The organism is Snodgrassella sp. ESL0323 (genome assembly GCF_013346865.1).
GTDB classification, from domain to species: Bacteria; Pseudomonadota; Gammaproteobacteria; order Burkholderiales; family Neisseriaceae; genus Snodgrassella; species Snodgrassella alvi.
Map to the genome: position 1 here is coordinate 177833 of NZ_JAAEDT010000012.1, position 22855 is coordinate 200687.

The following is a 22855-nucleotide window of genomic DNA, read 5'->3' on the forward strand; positions in this document are numbered from 1 at the left end:
TGTATTAATATTGCAGGATATTCAATTAAACCATAGTCAGATTTATCATTGAAATGAGGATAAATGTTTGATTAATGATTATTAAATTAGTTATAGTAGAAGCTATTAATATTAGTTTATGTGTTCAATTAAGTTTTTATCTTTCATTGCCGATAACGCTGATTTAAAATTTTATCTAAATATGGCTATTTGTGTTTATTAGATAATGAGTAAGCTAGTGATTTACCTGCATTTCCTCGATAACACTTTCTATAATCTGATAAGCCAGTTTAGCTGCATCTAATTTTTGATTGATAGAATTTTGATCATCATTATCAGGATTATTCTTATAATTAATTGTAAAAGAGTATAAGTAGGAAACTTCCCAATTATTAGTAAAATCATGAGTTATATAGCATTTTAAATCATAATCAGTCGGGCAATTAATAACAAGAGGTTCCGTTACAGATGGTAACCAACCGGGATTGGGAACGGTTATGACATTATAGTAGTGATCAAAAAACTTAAACATTTGTACTTGATTATCAAATTTTAAATTTTCAATCAATTCAGTGTGATGATTCACTATTTCATAATTTATTTTTTCTTCTTTAGTATAAATATATTTATTATCCAGATCATGTTGAAATTGTTGCCAGGGACTTTTAGTATTCTTATCTTTTTTTATCAGTTCGAATTCAAGCCATTCAAATTTTATTTGTCTGGTTGCCGGATTTTCACAATAGCCGGCCATTTTTTTTGAAACTGGATGTTGGCATAAAGTATTTAAATCAATATTTATTTTACCAATGGAGTCGATTAAAGTTGGTTGAGAAGCTGAAAACTGCCTGCAAAAATTCTTTTGAGCAGTATTAAAAATATAATCTTCTAACTTAGGAGCAAGGCTTCTAATCCAAAATGATGGATATTTGGAGATCGGGTAAATACGTAAGTTAATATCTTCTGATAAAGCCACTAATCGGCCATTTTGTTTGCATTCACTGTCTGGACGGTTTTGCAAGTATTCTATTAACGGCGGAGCGACAAGATAGGCTGGCCAGAAAAAGGTACATAAGAATGGCAAAACAATATAAACAATAACAGAATAAAATTTTTGCTTAATGCCTTGAAAACGAGCGGTGAAGGATTGACAGTAGCGAAGAATAACTGGAAAAAGTGCTCCTGTTATTGAAAATAAAAAAATATAGATGTCAGCAAATATCAGGCTGAAAACTAACCATCCGGCAATAATAATGGCAAAGCCTATTTTGATAAATTTATAAATTTTTCCATAAACAATTATCAGGGTAGGAAGAAAAACGATGTAGAAAAAAGGCAGTATAAATATCCATACAAAAACATAACTATCAGTATGATAATAAGGATGATCCATGTACAGGCTCATTAAAAATATCTTTTTAAAATTATATTGACCCTGTTATTAATATAAATTAATTATTTTATTTAAAACAAATAATATTGATATATTGTGTATTTATATCAAATTATTGGTAGGTTAATTTGTAATTACAAACTCTTTTGACAAGGATAAATAAATCTCTGGTAATTTTTACTCATCCAAATGCTTAGATTAAGAGTAAAAATATTTAATATTGGAATAATGTGATTGTTAAACGAGGCTGCTCAAGTAATGTTATATATTTCATAAATTAAGATTGGTTTATAATTAAGCATACAGACTAAGTGTGTGGTTACATGTATTCAGATAGTTTTTTCATGTAGCAAATGACTTTTTATTTCTTTTTGTTTTTATTTTCGTGTAGTTATATTTACTAAGAACGATTTGTGTAAAATATTTGTACTTTAATTTATTATTGATGATTTAAGCATATTAAATATATATTCTGCAATCTTAACTATTTAAAGTAATAACAACAGATGTTAAAGCAAGTTGAGGTTGTTTCATCTGATTGTTTCACCTAGTTTGTGGCTTCGGTATAACCTTTTATGCTGGTTTTTGGTTACAATAAAGTGCTTGTTTAGATTGCGCTGAACAAGATTTATTTTGCCTTTAAGTTTTGCTGTGGCTGGCAGTTGCGGATGGTTATGACTTATCAAGTATTGGCACGAAAATGGCGACCAAAAAAGTTTGCCGATTTAGTAGGACAGGAGCATGTAGTCAGGGCATTGTTAAATGCGCTTGATAAAGGACGTTTGCATCATGCTTATATGCTTACGGGGACTCGCGGTGTAGGTAAAACCACCATTGCCCGTATTCTGGCCAAAAGCCTGAATTGCCAGCATACTGAACATGGTGAGCCATGTAACCAATGTGATTCTTGTCGCCAGATTGATGCCGGCCGTTTTGTTGATGTGCTGGAAATTGATGCTGCTTCCAATACAGGAATTGATAATATCCGCGAAGTACTCGAAAACGCACAATATGCGCCAACTATGGGGCAGTATAAAGTCTATATCATCGACGAAGTGCACATGTTGTCGAAAAGTGCTTTTAATGCCATGCTCAAAACTTTAGAAGAGCCGCCTGAACATGTAAAATTTATTCTGGCGACAACAGATCCGCAGAAAGTACCGATTACGGTTTTAAGCCGGTGTTTGCAATTTGTCTTGCGCAATCTGAATAGTACTCAGGTACATGATCATCTGGTTTATGTATTACAGCAGGAACATATTGTTTATGAAGATCCGGCATTATGGCTGTTAGGCCGGGCTGCTGCCGGCTCAATGCGTGATGCACTCAGCCTGCTTGATCAGGCTATTGCCATTGGTTCAGGAAAGGTGACTGAATCTGATGTGCGGAATATGATTGGTGCGGTTGATAAAAGTTATTTGTATGCGCTTTTGGAAGCCTTGGCTGTACGGGATGGTCAGGCATTACTGGCTAAAGCGGAGGAAATGGCCAGTTGCGCGGTAGGATTTGATAGTGCGTTAACTGAGCTGGCTCTGTTATTACAGCGATTAACAATACTGCAATCTGTTCCGGCAGTCGGCGTTGATGATCCTGAGTATGCGGCTTTAACTCGTTTTGCGGGTTTGTTTTCAGGAGAGCAGATTCAATTATATTATCAGTGTGTATTACGAGGTAAGGCAGATTTGCCGCTTGCTCCGGATGAGAAAGCCGGGTTTGTCATGACCCTATTGCGGATGCTTGCATTTGCACCTCTGGCTGCACTGAATAGACAACGTTTGCATGGACAAATCGACGGTACACAGTTGCATGATGTGCCAGTAAACAATAAGCAGATGGATAATATACCAACTGTTTCTGAAGAAAATAGTCCAGCTTCAGTATCTGAAGCACTGTCAGAGACAGCATCTGATGCAACTACTGAAGTACCGGTAACATTAGAAACTGAAATAATCGAAAAAAAATCGTCGTCGATAACAGCTGCTGATAGCAAGATATTAAATGATTCTTCACCTGCTTTGCAGGAACCTCAGTTTGTAACGATTAGCGATGAGCCTCCGCCACCCTGGGAAACAGGTGTTGATGACTTATCCTACGAGGCTGTGAGTGTGTTTGAGTCTGTAGAATCAGTCAATGCAAACGCGGCAGAAAAGTATGATGAAGATACGGATATATCCGCAGAAAAACCCAGAGATGATCAGAATTTATCTCTGGTAAAAAATGATTTTCCGCCTTTGACGGCAGAGAACTGGCCGGAAATTTTAACTTTGCTGGCACATCGTCTCGGTGCAGTACAGTTGTTCAGTCAGCATACGGCGATTGTTGCTTATGATGAAAATAGTGGTGATTTAACTATTGCTCTGGCTGAGCAGGGTGAGCCGACAGCCAATCGTGAGTTATTAAACCGGCTAGCTGAATCGTTGTCAGAAGTTTATCAACGGCCGATACATCTGCATACCTGTAGCTGGCAGGAGCAGAGTATGCCGGAAACACCGCAAATGCGTCAGCAGCGATTACATGCAGAACAACAACAGCAGGCAAAGACAGTGTTAGAAGCGCAGCCCGCTGTAAAGATGCTGATGGAAACTTTTAATGCAGAATGGATACCGGAAAGTTTACATCTGGATAAAGAATAATTGCCATTATTTGTTTAATTTTTTCTCTCTATTTAATTGACGTGTAAGGAAGATATTATGTTTGGAAAAGCAGGTTTGGGTGGTTTGATGAAGCAGGCGCAACAGATGCAGGAACGTATGAAAAAGGCGCAGGCTGATCTGGCTAATGTAGAGGTGGAAGGTGAATCTGGGGCTGGTATGGTTAAGGTAACCATGAATTGTCACTATGGAGTAAAACGTATCCATATTGATGACAGTTTGCTTGCAGATGCTGCTGATGACAAAGAGATGCTGGAAGATTTGATTGCAGCAGCGGTTAACGATGCCGTACGTAAAGCTGAATCAACTTCTTCAGAACGTATGAGTCAGTTTACTCAGGGTATGAATTTACCAGCCGGTATGGGAGATTTATTTAAATAATTATGCCAATAAAAAAGGGTAACGGTTACGTTACCCTTTTTTATTGTTTTTAGTTTAAGTTGTTATCATTAAAACCATTGTTTTCTGCTTAGTTATGAAACTAAGCAGATAAAATGTTATATTGAAGTTCAGAAGTCAGGATGATAAGTGATCCGGATTAGTCTGATGGTAATCTTACATGGTATACAAATGTCAGGTTGGGTAAGGTGAAGATATTTGGTCTGAGTTGGTGAAGCCAGTTCCGTTTCTTCCGGCTTGATGAGAGTTTAATTACATGAGAGCTATATAAAATAGTCTATAGTTTTTATGGAATAGATCCGGGTAGTCAATTAGTGAAAACGGGCTGGTTTTATGTATGACTTAAGAGTTTGTTACAGGTAAAGAATGAGTACAAAACAAGTGGATGCATTTAGCCGCTTAACCAATGCATTAAAAGTATTGCCTAATGTTGGCCCTAAAACAGCGCAGCGCATGGCATATGAATTATTACAGCACCAGCGTCAGGGCGCAGAAGAGCTGGTGGAAGCAATTCAAGCTGCTTTATTACAGGTACAGCATTGTCGTTTATGTAATACTTTCTGTGAAGGTGAATTGTGTGCAATTTGTTCTGATGAGCAGCGTGACACCAGGCGATTAATGATAGTACAAATGCCGGTGGATGTAGCCAGTATGGAATCAGCACATTGCCATGATGGTATGTATTTTGTATTGATGGGACAGGTTAATCCTGCTCAGGGAGCAGATTTGCAGGCCATTGCTTTGGATAAACTGGTAACGCGATTACAGCATCATGAAGTAGATGAGATTATTATTGCTACCAATTTTACTGCTGAAGGAGATGCTACTGCGTATGTGCTGGCACAATTACTGGCTGAGTTTCCGGCAAAAGTTACGCGTCTGGCGCGAGGTATGCCACTCGGAGCAGAACTGGAATACATAGATGCGGGTACTCTGGCTCAGGCTGTTTATGAACGCCGTAATGTAAAGTAAACAGTATAATTTACAGATAAAATCGGCTTAATGGCAGAATGGAGAATAAAAATATCACTAGGAAAGATTAAGCCAGTTAGAGATTCATTTAAAAAATCAGACAGAGTAATTTTAGTAATTACTCTGTCTGTTATTTTGTGGTTGTATTTCTGATTATTATCAGGCGGTGGCGGATTCGCTCAGAAATAGCTGATAAGCGGCATTGTGAGTTTGTTCCTGATAGATATAACCCACATTATCCAGAAATGCATGGAATTTTTCTGCATCAGCCGGGGGAATATTCAAACCAACCAGTACGCGGCCGAAATCGGCTCCGTGATTGCGATAATGAAACAAAGTAATGTTCCAGTCGGATTGCATATGTATCAGAAAACGTCTCAGGGCACCCGGTCGCTCAGGAAATTCAAAACTAATCAGACGTTCATTAGCAACTTTGCTGGTACGACCACCGACCATATACCGGATATGCAGTTTGGCCATTTCGTTATGAGTGAGATCCAGAGCTGGCAAACCATTGTTGTTCAGTTCCTGTACGATAGTCTGTAAATCAGCAGTATCATTGCTTTGAATACCAACAAATATATGAGCTTTCTGATCATCACCATAGCGATAATTGAATTCGGTAATATTTCTATTACCGATTAAATCAATGAAAAGACGAAAGCTACCAGGTTTTTCCGGGATGGTTACCGCAAAAATCCCTTCATGTCCCTCTGTCAGTTCACAGCGTTCAGAGACGTGGCGCAGTTGATGGAAATTCATATTTGCACCGCTGGTTACTGCGATTAGATTTTGATGCTGACATTGATTCCGGGCGATATAGGCTTTTAATCCGGCAAGAGCCAGTGCACCGGAGGTTTCCGTAATACTGCGGGTATCATCGAAAATGTCTTTAATTGCAGCACAAATACTATCGGTATCTACAATAATAATGTCATCCAGTAAGTCTTTGCATAGTGTGAATGTTTCTTCACCCACCAGTTTAACTGCAGTACCATCCGCAAACAGACCTACTTCTTTAAGTTCTATGCGTTTGCCGGCAGCAATAGATTGCTTCATAGCACAGGCATCTTCAGTTTCTACGCCGATTACTTTGACCTCCGGACGTACATTTTTAATGTACGCCGCCATTCCTGCAGCCAACCCGCCGCCACCAATAGCAACAAATACAGCATCAATAGGTTTCGGATGCTGGCGTAATATTTCCATACCGATGGTACCCTGTCCGGCAATGACATCCGGATCATCAAACGGTGGAATATATGTGAGGCCACTTTCGGCAACCAGTTGCATAGCATGGTTGTAGGCATCATTATAGGACTCACCAGCCAGTACTACTTTGCCACCGCGTTTTTTTACAGCATCGATTTTAATTTGTGGTGTGGTTTGTGGCATAACGATAGTTGCTTCACACCCCAGTTTTTGTGCTGAAAGTGCTACGCCCTGAGCATGGTTGCCGGCCGAGGCCGTGATGACACCTTTTTTCAGGGCATTTTTATCTAGTTTGGCCATTTTGTTATAGGCCCCGCGGATTTTGAAAGAGAATACAGGTTGTAAATCTTCCCGTTTCAGCCAGATGTGATTGTTCAGTCGATCTGACAGATTAGCAGCATAATCCAAGGGTGTTTCAATGGCCACATCATATACTGCGGCAGTAAGAATGCGGGTAAGGTAGTTTGTGTGATTGTTCATAATGTAGAATGAAAAACTGATTTTATTTTGCAGATTATCTGTTTAACTGAATTAATCAAAAATTAACGATAACGCGGCTGTTTTTTTTATGCAAGTAAATTTGCCAATATTGCTTCTCTTGTGCAGACTACTGTTTATAATAAGCGGTTATGGAAGTAGTTAATCGCGGTTAATTCAGATTTAAATTTGATAATAGAAATGATGAGAAATTTTTTTCGCTGGCTCATTACAACTATGCTGATGAGTGTTTTGCTACCGGCACATGCTGTAACTATGCCTGAAATTAATGCTGCTGCATATGCAGTGGCAGATCAGCAAAGTGGTACAGTTCTGGCTAGCCATGATAAAGATGCCCGGATTGAACCTGCTGCACTGACAAAGCTAATGACAGCTTATCTGGTATTAGATGCTTTGCATACGGGTAAACTGAAAGCGCAGCAACCGCTAAAAGTTTCCGCTACCGGCTGGCAGGCAGACGGTAGCCGGATGTTTTTACAGCAGGGTGTTCCGGTAAATGTGGAAACCGTTGTGCAGGGTATGCTGGTTATCTCAGCTAACGATGCAGCAATTACGCTGGCTGAGGCTGTGAGCGGAAACGAAAAAGCATTTGTGCGCAAGATGAATGCTGAGGCGCAAAAAATGGGACTGACAAATACCAATTTTGTCAATTGCACCGGATTACCGGCAGAGGGACAATATAGCAGTGTGGGGGATCTGCTGCTGCTGGCTCAGGCTTTGGTGCGCGATTTTCCGCAATATCAGAGCTGGTTTGCTAAAAAATCTTTTGCTTATAATGGTGTTACTCAGTTAAACCGTAATTTGCTCCTATTCAGAGATGATCAGGTAGATGGTCTGGCAGTAGGCTACACTATACATGGTGGTTACAATCTAGTTGTAAGCAGTAAACGCAATGAACGCAAAATTGTAGTTGTACTGGTAGGAGCTGACAGTAGTGAGGCCAGAGCGGCAGAGGGAAGTAAATTATTAAGCTGGGCTCTGACTAATTTTAATACGGTCAGATTATATCCGGCCGGACATAAAGTAAGTGATATTACTGTTTATAAAGGTGCACACAGGAAAGTAGCAGCAGGTTTTTTAGGTGATGCTTATGTCACTTTACCTTCTGGTAGTGCTAAACAATTATCTGTAGAGCTGGAGTCTGTTCAACCAGTGGTAGCTCCGGTGTACAAAGGCCAGAATATCGGAACTTTAAAATTGCTGTCAGGTAAACAGGAAATTGCCCGACAGAATGTTGTGGCACTGGAAAATGTGGGCGAAGCAAGCGGGTTTGGTCGCTGGCTGGATGGTATCGCCATGTGGTGGCATAACCTTTTTAACCGATAAAGCCGGCTGCTTTTTGAGAGATAAGCATTTATCTAAGCGACTAATTAATCAGTTTAACGGTAATATGTGCTGAATTGATTGATTTGTTTTAAAAAATAAACCCATCAGCTGATGGGTTTATTTTTAATTTCAGTTATTCATATGGATGACGGAGCAGAATGGTTTCTTCTCGATCAGGACCGGTAGAAATCATGGCAATCGGAGCACCGCAAATTTCTTCAATACGTTTCAGATAGGCTTTAGCATTGTCTGGTAGTGCGTCGTATGATTTCAGACCAAAAGTGCTTTCCTGCCAGCCTGGCATTGTTTCATAAATAGGTGTACAGGCAGAAACGGCGTCGGAACCACAAGGCAAAATATCTATTTTTTGCCCGTTATAATCATAACCGACACAAATATTAATGCTATCCATGCCGTCCATAACGTCCAGTTTAGTTAAACATAAGCCGGAAATACCATTTACTTGGATAGACCGTTTCATCAGAGCAGCATCAAACCAGCCGCAGCGGCGCGGACGTCCGGTTACTGCACCAAATTCATTGCCGCGTTCTGCCAGACCTTCACCCACGCTATCGAAAAGTTCGGTCGGGAATGGTCCGGAACCAACTCGTGTTGTGTAAGCTTTGACAATACCCAGTACGTAATCAATTTTAGTCGGTCCTACACCAGAACCAACAGCTGCCGCTCCGGCAATACAGTTAGAGGAGGTAACGAAAGGATAGGTACCGTAATCAATATCAAGGAAAGTACCCTGAGCACCTTCAAACAGCAAGGATTCACCACGGGCATTCATGTCGTTCAGTTCACGGGAAACATCTCCGACCATTGGTTTTATCTGATCGGCCAGTTCCAGAGTCTGTTGGTAAATTTTTTCAGCATCAAGTGCTTCCTGACCATACAGGCCGGTAAGCTGGCAGTTATAAATAGCTACTGCATCTTTAATTTTCTGCTGTAAAACATCAGGCTGAAATAAATCCATAATACGAACTGCACGCCGGGCAATCTTGTCTTCATATGCAGGTCCGATACCACGACCGGTCGTGCCGATTTTCTTATCGCCTTTAGCTGCTTCACGAGCATGATCCAGAGCGATATGATAGGGGAGAATTAAGGGACAGGTCGGTGCAATGGTTAATTGTTTGGTTACATCAATACCCGCCTGCTGTAATTCAGCCATTTCGCTAAGCAGGGCTTCTGGTGATACGACAACACCAGAACCGATAAAACAACGTTTACCTGTATGTAAAATACCACTGGGAATCAGGCGCAAAACAGTTTTTTTGCCATTGACCACCAGAGTATGCCCTGCATTATGTCCGCCCTGATAACGTACCACGCCGGAGGCACGTTCAGTCAGCCAGTCTACAATTTTACCTTTGCCTTCATCACCCCACTGGGTGCCGACAACAACGACGTTTTTTGCCATATGGTTTTACCTGCTCATACTAAGGGTTAATTATTGCTACAAAGGAATCAGCTGCCATTGCTGGTTTTGCCATACCAGCTGGCGGTCGCATCCTCTGATATCGTTACATTCGGGAGTGTAATCAATAATGACACACTCACCGGCTGAACGCAGTTGCTCTATTTCGGTTTTTGCAGCAGAGGCATCTTGTACGCTGACTTTTATGCCGCGCAGTTTTTCTACCGGAGGCAGATGCCCGATTAAATCACGTAAATCAAAACTAAAGCCAGAAGCAGGGCGGTTACGGCCAAAATATTTACCCAGACCATTATAACGTCCGCCTCGTGCCAGTGCGTCCGGCCAGTCTTCGCTATAGGCAGCAAACAGCAACCCGGTATGGTAGTTGTCTACTCGCAATTCACTTAAATCAATAAATATATTATGGTTTGCAAATGCTGTGCAGATTTGCCGGAGCTGCTGTAATGCTTCACTTATTTCCGGCAGGTCTGGCAGACAGTCTGCGGCAGTCTGCAATACTGTCTGGGTTCCATATAATGCAGGTAAAGCGACGAAAGCTTTAATCCATTGCTCAGGAAGCTGCCATTGTTGTACACACTGCTGAACTGCGGCAGCATCTTTAGCCTGCATCAGTTGTAATAAAGTTGCCGCCTGTTGTGTAGTCAGGCTGGCAGCATTAGCCAGTGTATGAAAAATACCGATATGCCCAAGTGACAGTGTTGGTTTGGGTACATTGACAATGGCCAGGCTTTTGAGCATTAAATCAATAAGTTCGATGTCGGCTTCGATACCCGCGTACCCATATAATTCAGCACCGATCTGTAAAGGCTCCCGGGTACTTAAAAATCCGTCAGGCCGTGCATGTAAAACCGGACCGGCATAACACAGTCGGTTAATCCCGCTATTGGCTGACAGCAGATGAGCATCTATACGGGCAACCTGAGGTGTGATATCTGCACGCAGGCCAAGTTGCCGGCCACTAAGCTGATCGACAACACGGATGGTTTTTAGTGACAGCCCTTCATCAATACGGGTAAGTAAAGACTGGCTGTATTCAAGTAAAGGGGGGCTGACGAGTTCGTAGCCATGGACGCGATAAAGTGCTAACAGCTGTTCTTTGGCGCTTTCAAGCTGGCGCGCCGCTGAAGGTAGAATGTCGGCAATATATTCGGGCAATTGCCAAGACTGCATTGGGATTCCTCACAAAATACAAGCCACACTGAACCTGACGGAACAGTGTGACGTGGACGTGGAAAGGCAGCTGAATGTTGTGCCTGAGGTCTTTTAAAATATCACTTTATCACAATTTAACGTTTTTATACCAGAGACAATTAGATTCTGATTACCATTTTACCCAGCCTGTAGCCCAGGTAACTAAAATGATACCGCCAAATATAATTCGGTACCACGCAAAAGGGACATAATTTTTATGAGCAACAAAGCGCAGTAAAGCCTTCACTGCTACCAGGGCAGAAAGAAATGCGGCAACAAAACCAATAGCAATCAACAATAAATCATCCCGGGTAAACTCATGCAGATGCTTAAGCATGTCGTAACCGGTGGCAGCAATCATTACTGGTACGGCCAGAAAAAAAGAAAACTCTGTTGCTGCTTTGCGCTCAATCCCCCAAAGCATGCCGCCCATAATCGTACTTCCAGAACGAGATGTACCGGGAATTAATGCCAGAATTTGCGCCAGTCCGACGATAAGTGCATCGCGAGGCCGCATGTCCTCAACAGTTTTAACTTTCGGTTCGGTACGGCTCTGACGTTTTTCAATCCAGAGAATCAGTAAACCGCCTATTACAAGTGCTGTAGCAACAGTAATTGGATTAAACAGATAATGCTTGATTTGTTCACTGAACAGTAAACCCATGATGGCTGCGGGAATAAAGGCTATAGCCAGATTAAGAACGAAACGGTTGGTAGCCGGTTCTTTACCAATATGGGTAATGATATGAGCAAATCGGTGTTTATATTCAAAAACAATGGCAAGAATTGCACCAAGCTGTATCGTAATGTCGAATACTTCACCTGTAGTCTCAAATTTCAGCAGATTACCGACTACTATCAGATGTCCGGTACTGGAAACAGGCAGAAATTCGGTCAAACCTTCTACAATGCCCAGAATCAGGGCTTTTAAAAACAAGACAATATCCATTTTATTTACTGTATTTGTGTATTTAAGCCATGAAATTTATACAAAACAATAGTGTGTTTAAGGTTAAACACACTATTGTTTTGATCGAAGACCAGAGTCTATCGATTGGCAGAGGCTGCCAGTGAGGCACCTATGCTTTTGGGTAGTTTACGTGTGCTTGCAGCATGTGCGCTATTCTCATTGCGTACTTTTTCAATTAGTTCATTCATTGTTTTCATTCCTGCAGCAAACCCTTGCGGAAATTTAAGTACGTATTTGCCGCCTACAATAACAGTAGGTGTTGACGTAATATTGTATTTTTCGCCCATTTTACGCATGCTGGTTGCTGCAGCAGAGTTTTCCAGACTGTTATAGGCTTTTACCAGTTTCTGACCGTCAAATGCAGTCTGTTTTACTGCCCATTTATTGAATACGTCAGGTTGCCATAATTCAATATGTTTATTAAAAACAGCATCAAAAATCAGCGGGTCTGCCTGTAATTTCATGCCGGTACTGTTTACTGCTGCAGCTACACGGGCAAGATTGAAATAAACATCATCATCCCAGACAACATGAACGGGTCGCAGATAGGTATCAGGCGCAAAAGATTTCATTTCTTTGAGCATAAATGGCTCAAGATGTGAGCAGTGGATACAGCTGTAGGAGAAAAATTCCAATACTTCCACTTTGTTTTTATGCAGTTGAGGAATGGGTGTTTTTAGTACATCGTAATCTACGGATTCTGTTGCAGCTTGTGCCAGAGCGCTGATACAAGCCAGTGTTGCCAACAAAGATGTTATAAATTTTTTAAGCATGTTAATTTCCTGTTTAATAAATCCGGATGACTCAGGATGCTGTTCTGGTCAGGCTGTCAATGTTATGCTGCTGTAAAATTCGTTTAATCTGCTCAGCCTGATTCCGAGTCAGCTTATCAGTCTGAACACGATATTTGATTGTACCGTTCACTTTAGCATTATGTACGCTGCTATTAATTCCCAGCATTACTAGTTTGGCACGCTGGGCATCAGCATCAGTACGGTTGTTATATGAACCGATTTGTAAAAAAACTTTGTCTTCACTATGCTGCTTTGCTGCAGCACGCTGAGCTTTTTCAAGACTACCGTTATTCAGAATTTGTTCCGGAGTTATATCTGTATGACTGACTGGGGGTGCTTTTCTGGGTGTTTTTTCTGGTGTTTTATGTGGTATGGGTGGTTGTGTTGTCGGTGTGTGTTCAATAGTAATGTCATTTTCAATCCCTCCCACATTGACCGGTTGTGAAGCTGGTATAGTTTCCGGAGTTTCACCTGTGGTTCCTGAAGACGCAGGAGTATCAGGAGTAAAGATTTGAGAAGATGCTGTTGTACTATTGGCCGGAGTAAGTATTTCGGGTTGTGGCGGAACAGAAGCAGCGGGATTATCAAGATTTTTAAAATCTGATTTGCTTTTATTCAGGAAGAACAGGATACAGGCAATGATTAAGGTTGCAAGAAGCAAACCTATTATAAAGCTGACAAGCCCCTTACCTGCCTGACGAAGTGGTGTGTACATATGCATGTTAAAAGCCTTTATGTTTGGCATTATATACGGCAAATTCTGTTCAGAACCGCAAGTTATCTGTATAGATAACATTATCAATTTCAGTTCTGCTGATATTATAAAGCACGGCGGAAACTTATGGCGCGTAAAATGTGACTGGTTTCAACATCATGTATATCATTCATATCTGCTAAGGTACGTGCAATACGTAAAATACGATGAAAACTGCGTGCTGACAGCGACAATTTTTCCATCACACTGGCCAGGGTTTGTTTGGCTTCAGGGGTGATTCGGGCTATATCATCCAGTTCACGGTTGCTCAGTTGAGCATTGATTTTACCCTGACGCTGATACTGGCGCGAGCGTGCTGTTTTGACACGCTCACGAATACTGCTGCTGTTTTCACCGTTTGCCTGCTGTAGCAAATCACTGGCAGGTAAACTAGGCACTTCAATTATCAGGTCTATACGGTCAAGCAGCGGACCGGAAATTTTATCACGGTAACGGTTTATGGCTTCGGGCGTACAGCGACATGGTTTAACTGGATGTCCGAGATAGCCACAAGGGCAGGGGTTCATTGCTGCTATCAGCTGGAATTCAGCTGGATAAGTAGCCTGACGTGCTGCGCGTGAGATATGAATTTCTCCGCTTTCCAGTGGTTCACGCAGAACTTCAAGAACTTTCCGGTCGAATTCCGGCAGTTCGTCCAAAAATAAAATACCATGATGTGCCAGTGAAATTTCACCTGGTCGGGGATCGGAGCCACCACCTACCAGTGCAACAGCCGAAGTACTATGGTGGGGCGAGCGAAATGGCCGGTTCAGGCGGTATTTTTGCCGTCCGTGAGGCAACAATGACTGTAATGACCAGACACTGACGAGCTCTTTGGCTGTAAGTGGCGGTAAGATACCGGGTAGACGTTGTGCCAGCATAGATTTACCGGTTCCAGGCGGTCCGGACATGAGGATGCTGTGACCGCCGGCTGCGGCGATCTCCAGTGCCAGTCTAGCTGTTTGTTGCCCGCGTACATCGGCCATATCAGGATAGTGTGTTTCATCAGGCTGTTGTTGTATATGTTGTACATCAACAGGGGAAAGTGGTTGATCCTGATTAAGATGAGCTGCTACTGCCAATAATGTATCAGCGCCATAAACATGCGCATCAGGTAACAGGGCAGTCTGAAAAGCATTATCTGAGGGCAGAATAAATGAACGCTGGTACTGTCTGGCTGCTTCTGCCATGGCGATAGCCCCGCGGATAGGCCTGATCTGACCGGACAGGCCAAGTTCTCCGGCCAGTTCATACTGATGCAGATTGGTACCATCAATCTGACCGGATGCTGCCAGTATGCCGATAGCTATCGGTAAATCAAACCGGCCTGATTCTTTGGGTAAATCAGCGGGTGCCAGATTAACGGTAATTTTTTTAGCCGGAAAGTCAAAACCGGACTGAATAATAGCCGCTCTTACCCGATCTCTGCTTTCTTTAACTTCTGTATCCGGCAGACCAACAATGCTGAATGCAGGTAAGCCGTTGGCCAGATGAGCTTCTACCTCTACAAGTGGTGCTGCCATGCCAGCCAGAGCACGACTATAAACAACTGCCCATGACATGGCGTAATTCCTTAGTCAGACAAATCAGTATGATTATCTGTCGGAGCAACCGGATCGGTGGTTTCATGGTTGTTATTATTTTGTGCTAACAACGCTTCCAGCGCGATCACTCTGCTTTCCAGTTCAGCCAGTTTTTCCCGGGTTTTTAGTAAAACCTGTTGCTGAATATCGAATTCTTCACGTGTAATCAAATCCATCCGGTTAAAAGCACTGCCAAGCATGGATTTAACATTTTTTTCCATATCTTTGATGGGACTGTTACTGATGGTATCGCCGAGTTTATCGCTGATGTCTTCAAAAAATTTTTTGCTGATCATGACCTGAATCCTTTTAATGGCAAGGTAATCAATGTCTGTGATTGTACGGGTGAAACAGTCTGAGATGCAATGCTTATATGCTGTGCTGTTTACGGTGCAGTGAACACAATATTGTAATGCTTGCCGTCAACAGTTAAATCACCAAGAAAGTCATTACGTTCGTCAACACATACGGGCAATACGGCACGGTAAGCTGTCCATACCCCCTGTCCCTGCGGTTTGAAGTCGGTACGATTAAAACCCAGACTCATATTGCGCATGGTGAAATGTATGCTGATTCGTTTTACAGAAGCAGGTACTTTACGCATGCTGATATCAAAAGGTTTAGTGATATCTGCCGGAGGCGTAAATTGAATGACAGCTCCTCCAGGTAATATACATCCGGTGCGGACATTACAGTTACTGAGGGTGCTCAAAGCATCGGTACGGGTGTTATGCCAGAAAACTATGCCAATAATAAGCGGAACAGCTATGATAAAAATAAGTAGTCCGATGATAACAGCAGTTGATTTTTTTGCGGGCTGATTCATGAGATTAGCTGACCAATATAAATTAAGAAAAATTATCCGGTAATTGCAGTACAGGTGGTCGTGAATACACAGAGGTGGTAATACTTATTATTGTTGTTCCAGTATGATGCCATGAACACCCAGTGTCATCCAGTCTGGCTGTGCAATGAGCTGAGCGTTTGTTTGCTGTAAAACCATAACGGGTACAGAGGAAGGCTGATTATGCAGCAGATGAAGCAGCAGATGAATATCTTCATGCTGGCCTACCGGCCAGATTATCGCCGCAGCTGTTTGTGCCTGTAGCCACTCTTCACTGTTATGACATATAGCCCAGATAGCGCTGACAGGATGCAGATTCGCCAGTTGCTGTAGCTGATTTGCTGGTGTGTAAATAATTGATTCTGCTGCTATTCCTGAATGGTAAGGGTATATTTTTAAGGCAGGTTCCTGCTTTGACGCGGTATAAAAACCTGTATTTAAATTTCCGCTCATATGAGCAGGGATGGCTAATGCGGCCAGAATAGGTGCATTAGCAGGTAATATGGGGGTAACAGTAAGACAACCTGGCTGCTGCCAGCTCCAGCTTTGCTGTTCTCGTGCAGTTAGTTGTCCCTGCCACTGATCGGCAGCAATGCGATAAAATTGCAAATGTACGTGGGCATGTTCGTAACGATGAGTTTTGCTTATCCATGGTGTAGCTGAATTAACGGTTATGCCCAGTTCTTCGGCAAATTCCCGCTGCAATGCCGCCAGTGGACTTTCCCCTGATTCTACTTTACCGCCTGCAAATTCCCAGTACCCCGCATATGCTTTACCTGCTGGACGTGAACTAAGCAGAAATTCACCGCGCTGGTTATAAAGGACACCGGCAACTACTTCGATGAGATTATCCTGCGTCATTTAGCATACTCTGCTACAGCAAAAGCCACTATGTAGTCGTCTTCATCTGTGAGACTCAGATGGATACGGCCAATGTTTTTTTGTTTGAGCCATTGTGCTAATGGCTTTTCAACAATAAATTCAGGCCGGCCGAGTTCATTATGACCGATTCCGATATTGCGTAAGGTTACTGGACTGCGCAGACCGGTATGGACGGCTTTGGCAAAAGCTTCTTTAGCGGCAAAGCGTTTGGCCAGAAACTGTACAGGATGATTGGCTGAAGGCCACTCTAGTGCTTCAATCCGTGACAGCATTTTTGCGGCTACGGCATTGGCACCATAGGTTTTACACATTTTGGCAATACGCTCAATTTTAACTAAATCTGTACCTATGCCGTAAATCATGTTGTTCCTTTTGCTGGTAAAAGGTTAGGTTAATAAGGAAGGCTGCGTGCACGGAAAATAGTGGTCTTCATTTGTTCAATGGCTTGTGGTAAGCCGATGAAAATAGCCTGAGCAATCAGGGCATGACCAATATTCAGTTCGTTTATAGCCAAAATTTTAGCAATAGGGGTGACATTGTGAATATTCAGACCATGGCCGGCATTAACAATTATGCCCATTTCACTGGCCTGATGAGCTGCTTCTTCGATTCGTGTCAGCTGCTGCCGGCGCTGATGGATTTGAGGTGCATCAGCATAAGCACCGGTATGCAGCTCAATAACTGGTGCACCGACTTCCTGACAGGCCTGTATCTGTCGGCTATCTGCATCAATAAACAGTGATACGCGTATCCCCGCAGCTGTCAGTTTCTGGACATATTCTGCTACTTTATCCTGTTGTGACAGAACATCCAGTCCGCCTTCTGTGGTAATTTCCTGTCTTTTTTCCGGTACGATACATACGTCGGCAGGCTGAACAGCCAGAGCGTTGTCAAGCATTTCCGGGGTAAGTGCCATTTCCAGATTAAGACGGGTGCTGATGGCATTTTTTACGGCAAATACATCAGCATCATGAATATGGCGGCGATCTTCACGTAAATGCATGGTAATCAGATCGGCACCATGTGTTTCGGCAAGCAGTGCTGCTTCCAGCGGGCTAGGATAGATACTGCCGCGAGCGTTACGTACTGTTGCTACATGATCTATGTTTACGCCAAGTAACATAAGTTTTTACCTAGTGCTGAGTTAAATGGATGTCACGATACTTTACCTTTTTCCGGCGGTAAAGATAACCGGTTTAACTTTATTTATCTGCAAATAAATCGTTGTCAAAAAGGTCTGGATTGTGTTCCGGTGTATCGGTTCGAAGATGGCAGACCAGATGCAAATCGGTTTTTACCTGACAGCAGCAGGGAAGTATCTCTCCCGGGGCGATAAAGGCCAGTGGCTGTTCTGCATAACTGACCTGTCCGGATAGCAGTTTGAGCCGGCATGAACCACAATAACCGCTGCGACACTGATATTCAACTTCATGTCCGGTACGTTCCAGACCTTCCAGCAGTGTTTCATCCTGCTGAAGAGTGAATGTTTTGTCGCAGGTGGTGATTAAGCTCATTTTAGCTGAAGCTGCTCCGGTAGGTTTTGTTGAAAACTGGGTTCAGACAGAAGTTTTAAAGTTCAAAATCGCTTAAGTCGTCTTCATTAAGTTCGGCATCAATCTGACCAACCAGATATGAGCTGACTTCTACTTCCTGTGGTGCTACCTGAACATTGTCGGAAGACAACCATGCATTAATCCACGGAATGGGATTTTGTTTGGCATGTTCAAAAGCCGGCGGTAAGCCTACAGCCTGCATACGCAGGTTGGTGATATATTCGACATACTGACCAAGAATATCTTTGTTCAGACCAATCATGGATCCGTCTTTAAATAAATATTCTGCCCAGTCTTTTTCCTGTATGGCAGCACGACGGAAAAGCCGGAAACATTCTTCTTCCGTTTCAGCCGCTATCACCGCCATTTCCGGATCATCTGCACCGGTACGCATCAGGTTAAGCATTTGCTGAGTGCCAGTGAGGTGTAAAGCTTCATCACGGGCAATCAGTTTGATGATTTTGGCATTGCCTTCCATCAGTTCGCGCTCAGCAAAAGCAAAGGAGCATGCAAATGAAACATAAAAGCGGATTGCTTCCAGTACATTGACACACATCAGGCATAAATACAGCTTTTTCTTCAGTTCATGTAAATTGATTACAATGGTTTTACCGTTAATTTCATGTTCACCTACGCCCAGTAAGTTGTAGTACTGGGTATATTCGATTAAATCATCGTAGTAACAGGCAATTTCTTCAGCACGGGCAATAATGTGCTTGTTTTGTACAATATCATCAAATACAACTGAAGGATCATTCACGATATTGCGGATAATGTGTGTGTAACTGCGTGAATGAATGGTTTCAGAAAAAGACCATGTTTCAATCCATGTTTCCAGCTCAGGAATAGATACTAGAGGCAGTAAGGCAACATTAGGACTGCGCCCCTGAATGGAATCAAGCAGGGTCTGATATTTCAGATTACTGATAAAAATATGCTTTTCATGCTCTGGTAAATTGGCATAATCGATGCGATCACGCGATACATCGACTTCTTCAGGGCGCCAAAAGAATGAAAGCTGTTTTTCAATCAGTTTTTCAAATATATCAAATTTCTGCTGGTCATAACGGGCTACATTAACCGGCTGTCCGAAGAACATCGGTTCTGTCAAGGCATTATTCGGTTTTTGACAGAATGTACTGTAATTCATAGACAGATGTTCACAGGCCATGGCGATACTCTTTATTTAATTAATGTAGAAAAAGGAGATAAGGGTGCTGATGCACCCTTGTTTAATCAGATTTTGCAAGCACCGCTGGCGCAACCGTCATCCTGAATACTGGTTTGCATATCATCGGCACCATCACGGGTATTCTGGTAATACAAAGTTTTCAGACCAAATTTATAGGCTGTCAGCAAATCTTTGATTAATTGCTTCATCGGGACTTTTTGTCCTTCAAAACGCTGCGGATCGTAATTGGTATTGGCAGATATCGACTGGTCGATAAATTTCTGCATAATACCGACTAAATGCAGATAACCTTCATTATTTGGCATATCCCAGAGCAATTCATACTGGTTGTGCAGACGTTCGAATTCCGGTACTACCTGTTTAAGAATACCGTCTTTGGACGCCTTGACAGATACCAGCCCGCGTGGTGGTTCAATACCGTTTGTAGCATTGGCAATCTGGCTGGATGTTTCTGATGGCATAAGTGCCGTTAGTGTGGAATTACGCAGGCCGTGTTTAACTATATCGGTACGCAATGACTCCCAGTCCAGATGCAGAGGTTCCTGACAGATTTTATCCAGGTCTTTTTTGTATGTATCAATCGGTAATAAACCCCGAGCATAAGTAGTATCGCTGAATTTAGGGCATGCTCCCAGTTCCTGTGCCAGTTTGACAGAAGCTTTCAGCAGATAATATTGAATGGCTTCAAAAGTCCGGTGCGTAAGGTTTATGGCAGAACCATCACTGTATTTAACGCCATTTTTAGCCAGATAGTATGCAAAGTTAATGACACCGATACCTAATGTCCGCCGGTTCATGGTAGCCAATTCAGCTGCTTTGATAGGGTAGTTCTGATAATCCAGCAAAGCATCCAGAGCACGGGTAGCCAGCTCGGCCAATTCTTCGAGTTCTTCCAGATTTTCCAGTGCACCCAGATTAAATGCTGAAAGGGTACAGAGAGCTATTTCCCCCTCAGGGTCTTTAATGTCATTTAACGGACGGGTAGGTAAAGCAATTTCCAGACACAGATTTGACTGACGAACCGGAGCCAGCTTCGGGTCAAACGGGCTGTGGGTATTACAATGGTCGACATTCTGAATGTAAATACGTCCGGTACCGGCACGTTCCTGCATTAATAATGAAAATAAATCCACGGCCGGAATACTGCGGTGGTTGATGCTGTTGTCTTTTTCGTATAAAACATAAAGACGTTCGAATTCGTCCTGATCAGCAAAAAATGCATCATATAATCCTGGGACATCTGAAGGTGAAAACAGACTTATATTTTCACCCTTAATCAGGCGGGTATACAGCAGGCGATTAATTTGTACACCGTAGTCAAGATGCCGTACACGGTTTTCTTCAACTCCACGGTTGTTTTTCAATACCAGCAGATTTTCTACTTCCAGATGCCACAAAGGATAGAACAGGGTAGCAGCACCACCGCGGACACCGCCTTGTGAGCAGGATTTCACAGCTGCCTGAAACATCTTATAAAATGGAATACAGCCTGTATGCTGTGCCTCTCCGCCACGGATTTCGCTGCCCAGTGCACGGATCCGGCCAGCATTAATGCCAATGCCTGCGCGCTGAGATACATACTTCACAATTGCACTGGTAGTTGCATTGATGCTATCAAGACTATCATCACATTCAATCAGTACGCATGAAGAAAACTGACGGGTTGGGGTGCGAACACCTGACATAATTGGTGTTGGCAGGGAAATTTTAAAAGTACTGATGGCATGATAGAATTTTTTTACATAAGTCAGTCTTGTAGCCTGAGGGTAACGGGCGAACAGGCACATTGCTACCAGCATGTATAAAAACTGCGGACTTTCAAAAATTTGTTTGGTAACACGGTTCTGAACCAGATATTTGCCTTCCAGCTGTTTAACTGCAGCATATGAGAAAGTTAAATCACGGTTATGTTCTATGCAGTCATTCAGTTCATCAAATTCAGCGCGAGAATAATCTTCTAAAATATGTTTATCGTACTTACCTGATTCTGTCAGCTTACTCACATGATCATACAGGTGAGGTGGCTCAAACTGGCCGAAAGCAATTTTACGCAGATGAAAGATAGCTAAGCGGGCTGCCAGATACTGATAATCCGGTGTTTCTGTGGAAATCAAGTCGGCTGCTGCTTTAATAATGGTTTCGTGAATATCGTCAGTACGAATACCATTATAAAATTGAATGTGTGAGCGCATTTCGACCTGAGATACGGATACATTATCCAGGCCTTCTGCAGCCCATGTAACGACCTGATGAATTTTATCCAGATTGATGTCTTCCAAACTACCATTACGTTTGGTTACTTTAAGGTTGGCAACCGCATTCATGAGTTATTCTTTCTAGCACAATTGACGCAGAAAAAAACAGTGCCAACACAAAATGTAGTGGTCAACTGTTATTTCAAACACAATATACTGGTTTTTTGCTTTAAAAAAAAGACTTGTCAAAACTGACTATATCCGCTTCTTCATAATGGTTGGGTTAAGTGAAGTAATGATTTTTGTTGATTGACAAGCAGTTTGCTTTGATTTGTCTCAATTTGAATAAAATTGTAAAAAAAATTATTAATTTTTTTGTTTTATTAGTTTTTTTATATCAGGGGATAAGTTTATGCTGTATATATCTACATTTACAGGAAAAAAGAAAAACTGCCTAAAATATAAGCTCAGCACAGCTTCGTTTAATTTCAGGCAGCAATGACAACGATTAGTATCTAGTGTTGCAATAGTGACTCATCTAGTTTTAAGTCATTGTTGTAATTGATACTAATCTGACTTTCAAGAACTGTTCGGGCAATGGACTTGGCTTCTTCGAGTGAATGCATGGTATAGCTGCCACACTGATAGCGGTTAAGTTCAGGTATGCGGCTCTGATCAGTTACCGCAAGCACATCCTGCATAGATTCCGCCCAGGCTTTGGCCACAGTTGCTTCATCAGGTGTTCCGATCAGACTCATATAAAAACCGGTGCGGCAGCCCATTGGTGAGATATCAATAATTTCTACTTGATCACTGTTAAGATGGTCGCGCATGAATCCGGCAAACAAATGCTCAAGAGTATGCATGCCTTTTTCAGGCAGTATAGTCTGATTCGGTTTGCAGAAGCGTAAATCAAATACAGTAATGTCATCTCCTTTGGGTGTGGTCATATTCTTAGCCACACGTACCGCCGGAGCATGCATACGGGTATGGTCTACAGTAAAACTGTCGAGTAATGGCATG

At 42.3% G+C, this 22855-nt stretch carries 21 protein-coding genes; 4 read left to right on the forward strand and 17 right to left on the reverse strand.

The window, feature by feature from the left end:
- Positions 1–214 precede the first annotated feature (214 nt).
- Positions 215–1372 (reverse strand): hypothetical protein, encoded by a 1158-nt coding sequence (locus GY065_RS03935; protein ID WP_174833141.1) that lies wholly within the window; start codon positions 1370–1372, stop codon positions 215–217.
- A gap of 674 nt (positions 1373–2046) precedes the next feature.
- Between GY065_RS03935 and dnaX the strand changes: the two genes are divergently transcribed.
- From dnaX to recR, 3 genes are all read left to right on the forward strand, one after another.
- Positions 2047–4005: a DNA polymerase III subunit gamma/tau gene (gene dnaX / locus GY065_RS03940; RefSeq protein WP_174833142.1), complete on the forward strand. Its 1959-nt coding sequence runs from the start codon at positions 2047–2049 to the stop codon at positions 4003–4005.
- A 57-nt stretch (positions 4006–4062) separates the two neighbouring features.
- Positions 4063–4404, forward strand: coding sequence for a YbaB/EbfC family nucleoid-associated protein (locus GY065_RS03945; RefSeq protein ID WP_025330421.1), 342 nt, complete (start codon positions 4063–4065; stop codon positions 4402–4404).
- Positions 4405–4788: 384 nt separating this feature from the next.
- Entirely contained in the window at positions 4789–5394 is a 606-nt protein-coding gene (gene recR / locus GY065_RS03950) for a recombination mediator RecR (protein WP_174833143.1), read from the forward strand.
- A gap of 159 nt (positions 5395–5553) precedes the next feature.
- Here recR and ilvA read toward each other — a convergent pair whose 3' ends face one another.
- A complete protein-coding gene (ilvA, locus tag GY065_RS03955) occupies positions 5554–7086 on the reverse strand; it encodes a threonine ammonia-lyase, biosynthetic (protein ID WP_174833144.1) in 1533 nt (510 codons plus the stop codon).
- 198 nt (positions 7087–7284) lie between these two features.
- On the opposite strand from ilvA, the gene GY065_RS03960 reads away from it, so the two are divergent.
- A complete protein-coding gene (locus tag GY065_RS03960) occupies positions 7285–8430 on the forward strand; it encodes a D-alanyl-D-alanine carboxypeptidase family protein (protein WP_244621480.1) in 1146 nt (381 codons plus the stop codon).
- Between the two features lie 133 nt (positions 8431–8563).
- On the opposite strand, the gene GY065_RS03965 is transcribed toward GY065_RS03960, so the two are convergent.
- The 15 genes from GY065_RS03965 to luxS all read right to left on the reverse strand — a co-directional run bounded on the left by GY065_RS03965 (position 8564) and on the right by luxS (position 22854).
- Positions 8564–9856, reverse strand: a complete 1293-nt coding sequence (locus tag GY065_RS03965; RefSeq protein WP_174833145.1) for an adenylosuccinate synthase — start codon at positions 9854–9856, stop codon at positions 8564–8566.
- Positions 9857–9892: 36 nt separating this feature from the next.
- Positions 9893–11044, reverse strand: coding sequence for an ATP phosphoribosyltransferase regulatory subunit (locus tag GY065_RS03970; RefSeq protein WP_100116165.1), 1152 nt, complete (start codon positions 11042–11044; stop codon positions 9893–9895).
- A gap of 151 nt (positions 11045–11195) precedes the next feature.
- On the reverse strand, positions 11196–12014 hold the full coding sequence (locus GY065_RS03975; RefSeq protein ID WP_174833146.1) for an undecaprenyl-diphosphate phosphatase: 819 nt from the start codon (positions 12012–12014) through the stop codon (positions 11196–11198).
- Between the two features lie 98 nt (positions 12015–12112).
- A complete protein-coding gene (locus GY065_RS03980; RefSeq protein ID WP_174833147.1) occupies positions 12113–12808 on the reverse strand; it encodes a thiol:disulfide interchange protein DsbA/DsbL in 696 nt (231 codons plus the stop codon).
- 31 nt (positions 12809–12839) lie between these two features.
- On the reverse strand, positions 12840–13550 hold the full coding sequence (locus GY065_RS03985; protein ID WP_174833148.1) for an SPOR domain-containing protein: 711 nt from the start codon (positions 13548–13550) through the stop codon (positions 12840–12842).
- A 98-nt stretch (positions 13551–13648) separates the two neighbouring features.
- The gene (locus tag GY065_RS03990) at positions 13649–15145 is read right to left on the reverse strand and encodes a YifB family Mg chelatase-like AAA ATPase (RefSeq protein WP_174833149.1); all 1497 of its coding nucleotides are present in this window, start codon (positions 15143–15145) and stop codon (positions 13649–13651) included.
- 11 nt (positions 15146–15156) lie between these two features.
- Positions 15157–15462: an accessory factor UbiK family protein gene (locus GY065_RS03995; RefSeq protein ID WP_078475299.1), complete on the reverse strand. Its 306-nt coding sequence runs from the start codon at positions 15460–15462 to the stop codon at positions 15157–15159.
- 89 nt (positions 15463–15551) lie between these two features.
- Positions 15552–15992, reverse strand: a complete 441-nt coding sequence (locus tag GY065_RS04000) for a hypothetical protein (protein ID WP_078475298.1) — start codon at positions 15990–15992, stop codon at positions 15552–15554.
- An 87-nt stretch (positions 15993–16079) separates the two neighbouring features.
- Positions 16080–16871: an NUDIX domain-containing protein gene (locus tag GY065_RS04005; RefSeq protein WP_174833150.1), complete on the reverse strand. Its 792-nt coding sequence runs from the start codon at positions 16869–16871 to the stop codon at positions 16080–16082.
- Complete coding sequence (gene acpS / locus GY065_RS04010; protein ID WP_025330433.1) at positions 16868–17254, reverse strand: holo-ACP synthase; 387 nt, start codon at positions 17252–17254, stop codon at positions 16868–16870. The genes GY065_RS04005 and acpS overlap by 4 nt, the downstream gene beginning before the upstream one ends.
- A 29-nt stretch (positions 17255–17283) precedes the next feature.
- On the reverse strand, positions 17284–18015 hold the full coding sequence (gene pdxJ / locus GY065_RS04015) for a pyridoxine 5'-phosphate synthase (RefSeq protein WP_100125318.1): 732 nt from the start codon (positions 18013–18015) through the stop codon (positions 17284–17286).
- 79 nt (positions 18016–18094) lie between these two features.
- Positions 18095–18406: a class I ribonucleotide reductase maintenance protein YfaE gene (gene yfaE, locus GY065_RS04020; RefSeq protein WP_025330435.1), complete on the reverse strand. Its 312-nt coding sequence runs from the start codon at positions 18404–18406 to the stop codon at positions 18095–18097.
- Between the two features lie 55 nt (positions 18407–18461).
- On the reverse strand, positions 18462–19595 hold the full coding sequence (gene nrdB / locus GY065_RS04025; protein ID WP_025330436.1) for a class Ia ribonucleoside-diphosphate reductase subunit beta: 1134 nt from the start codon (positions 19593–19595) through the stop codon (positions 18462–18464).
- Positions 19596–19681: 86 nt separating this feature from the next.
- A complete protein-coding gene (gene nrdA, locus GY065_RS04030; protein WP_174833151.1) occupies positions 19682–21961 on the reverse strand; it encodes a class 1a ribonucleoside-diphosphate reductase subunit alpha in 2280 nt (759 codons plus the stop codon).
- 386 nt (positions 21962–22347) lie between these two features.
- On the reverse strand, positions 22348–22854 hold the full coding sequence (luxS, locus tag GY065_RS04035; RefSeq protein ID WP_174833152.1) for an S-ribosylhomocysteine lyase: 507 nt from the start codon (positions 22852–22854) through the stop codon (positions 22348–22350).
- Between the last annotated feature and the right edge of the window lies 1 nt (position 22855).

What these genes read in the sequence shown, in the direction of transcription:
- GY065_RS03935 (WP_174833141.1), bottom strand. Translation starts at nt 1,372, where the DNA reads ATGGATCATCCTTATTATCATACTGATAGTTATGTTTTTGTATGGATA.
- dnaX (WP_174833142.1), top strand. Translation starts at nt 2,047, where the DNA reads ATGACTTATCAAGTATTGGCACGAAAATGGCGACCAAAAAAGTTTGCC.
- GY065_RS03945 (WP_025330421.1), top strand. Translation starts at nt 4,063, where the DNA reads ATGTTTGGAAAAGCAGGTTTGGGTGGTTTGATGAAGCAGGCGCAACAG.
- recR (WP_174833143.1), top strand. Translation starts at nt 4,789, where the DNA reads ATGAGTACAAAACAAGTGGATGCATTTAGCCGCTTAACCAATGCATTA.
- ilvA (WP_174833144.1), bottom strand. Translation starts at nt 7,086, where the DNA reads ATGAACAATCACACAAACTACCTTACCCGCATTCTTACTGCCGCAGTA.
- GY065_RS03960 (WP_244621480.1), top strand. Translation starts at nt 7,285, where the DNA reads ATGATGAGAAATTTTTTTCGCTGGCTCATTACAACTATGCTGATGAGT.
- GY065_RS03965 (WP_174833145.1), bottom strand. Translation starts at nt 9,856, where the DNA reads ATGGCAAAAAACGTCGTTGTTGTCGGCACCCAGTGGGGTGATGAAGGC.
- GY065_RS03970 (WP_100116165.1), bottom strand. Translation starts at nt 11,044, where the DNA reads ATGCAGTCTTGGCAATTGCCCGAATATATTGCCGACATTCTACCTTCA.
- GY065_RS03975 (WP_174833146.1), bottom strand. Translation starts at nt 12,014, where the DNA reads ATGGATATTGTCTTGTTTTTAAAAGCCCTGATTCTGGGCATTGTAGAA.
- GY065_RS03980 (WP_174833147.1), bottom strand. Translation starts at nt 12,808, where the DNA reads ATGCTTAAAAAATTTATAACATCTTTGTTGGCAACACTGGCTTGTATC.
- GY065_RS03985 (WP_174833148.1), bottom strand. Translation starts at nt 13,550, where the DNA reads ATGCATATGTACACACCACTTCGTCAGGCAGGTAAGGGGCTTGTCAGC.
- GY065_RS03990 (WP_174833149.1), bottom strand. Translation starts at nt 15,145, where the DNA reads ATGTCATGGGCAGTTGTTTATAGTCGTGCTCTGGCTGGCATGGCAGCA.
- GY065_RS03995 (WP_078475299.1), bottom strand. Translation starts at nt 15,462, where the DNA reads ATGATCAGCAAAAAATTTTTTGAAGACATCAGCGATAAACTCGGCGAT.
- GY065_RS04000 (WP_078475298.1), bottom strand. Translation starts at nt 15,992, where the DNA reads ATGAATCAGCCCGCAAAAAAATCAACTGCTGTTATCATCGGACTACTT.
- GY065_RS04005 (WP_174833150.1), bottom strand. Translation starts at nt 16,871, where the DNA reads ATGACGCAGGATAATCTCATCGAAGTAGTTGCCGGTGTCCTTTATAAC.
- acpS (WP_025330433.1), bottom strand. Translation starts at nt 17,254, where the DNA reads ATGATTTACGGCATAGGTACAGATTTAGTTAAAATTGAGCGTATTGCC.
- pdxJ (WP_100125318.1), bottom strand. Translation starts at nt 18,015, where the DNA reads ATGTTACTTGGCGTAAACATAGATCATGTAGCAACAGTACGTAACGCT.
- yfaE (WP_025330435.1), bottom strand. Translation starts at nt 18,406, where the DNA reads ATGAGCTTAATCACCACCTGCGACAAAACATTCACTCTTCAGCAGGAT.
- nrdB (WP_025330436.1), bottom strand. Translation starts at nt 19,595, where the DNA reads ATGAATTACAGTACATTCTGTCAAAAACCGAATAATGCCTTGACAGAA.
- nrdA (WP_174833151.1), bottom strand. Translation starts at nt 21,961, where the DNA reads ATGAATGCGGTTGCCAACCTTAAAGTAACCAAACGTAATGGTAGTTTG.
- luxS (WP_174833152.1), bottom strand. Translation starts at nt 22,854, where the DNA reads ATGCCATTACTCGACAGTTTTACTGTAGACCATACCCGTATGCATGCT.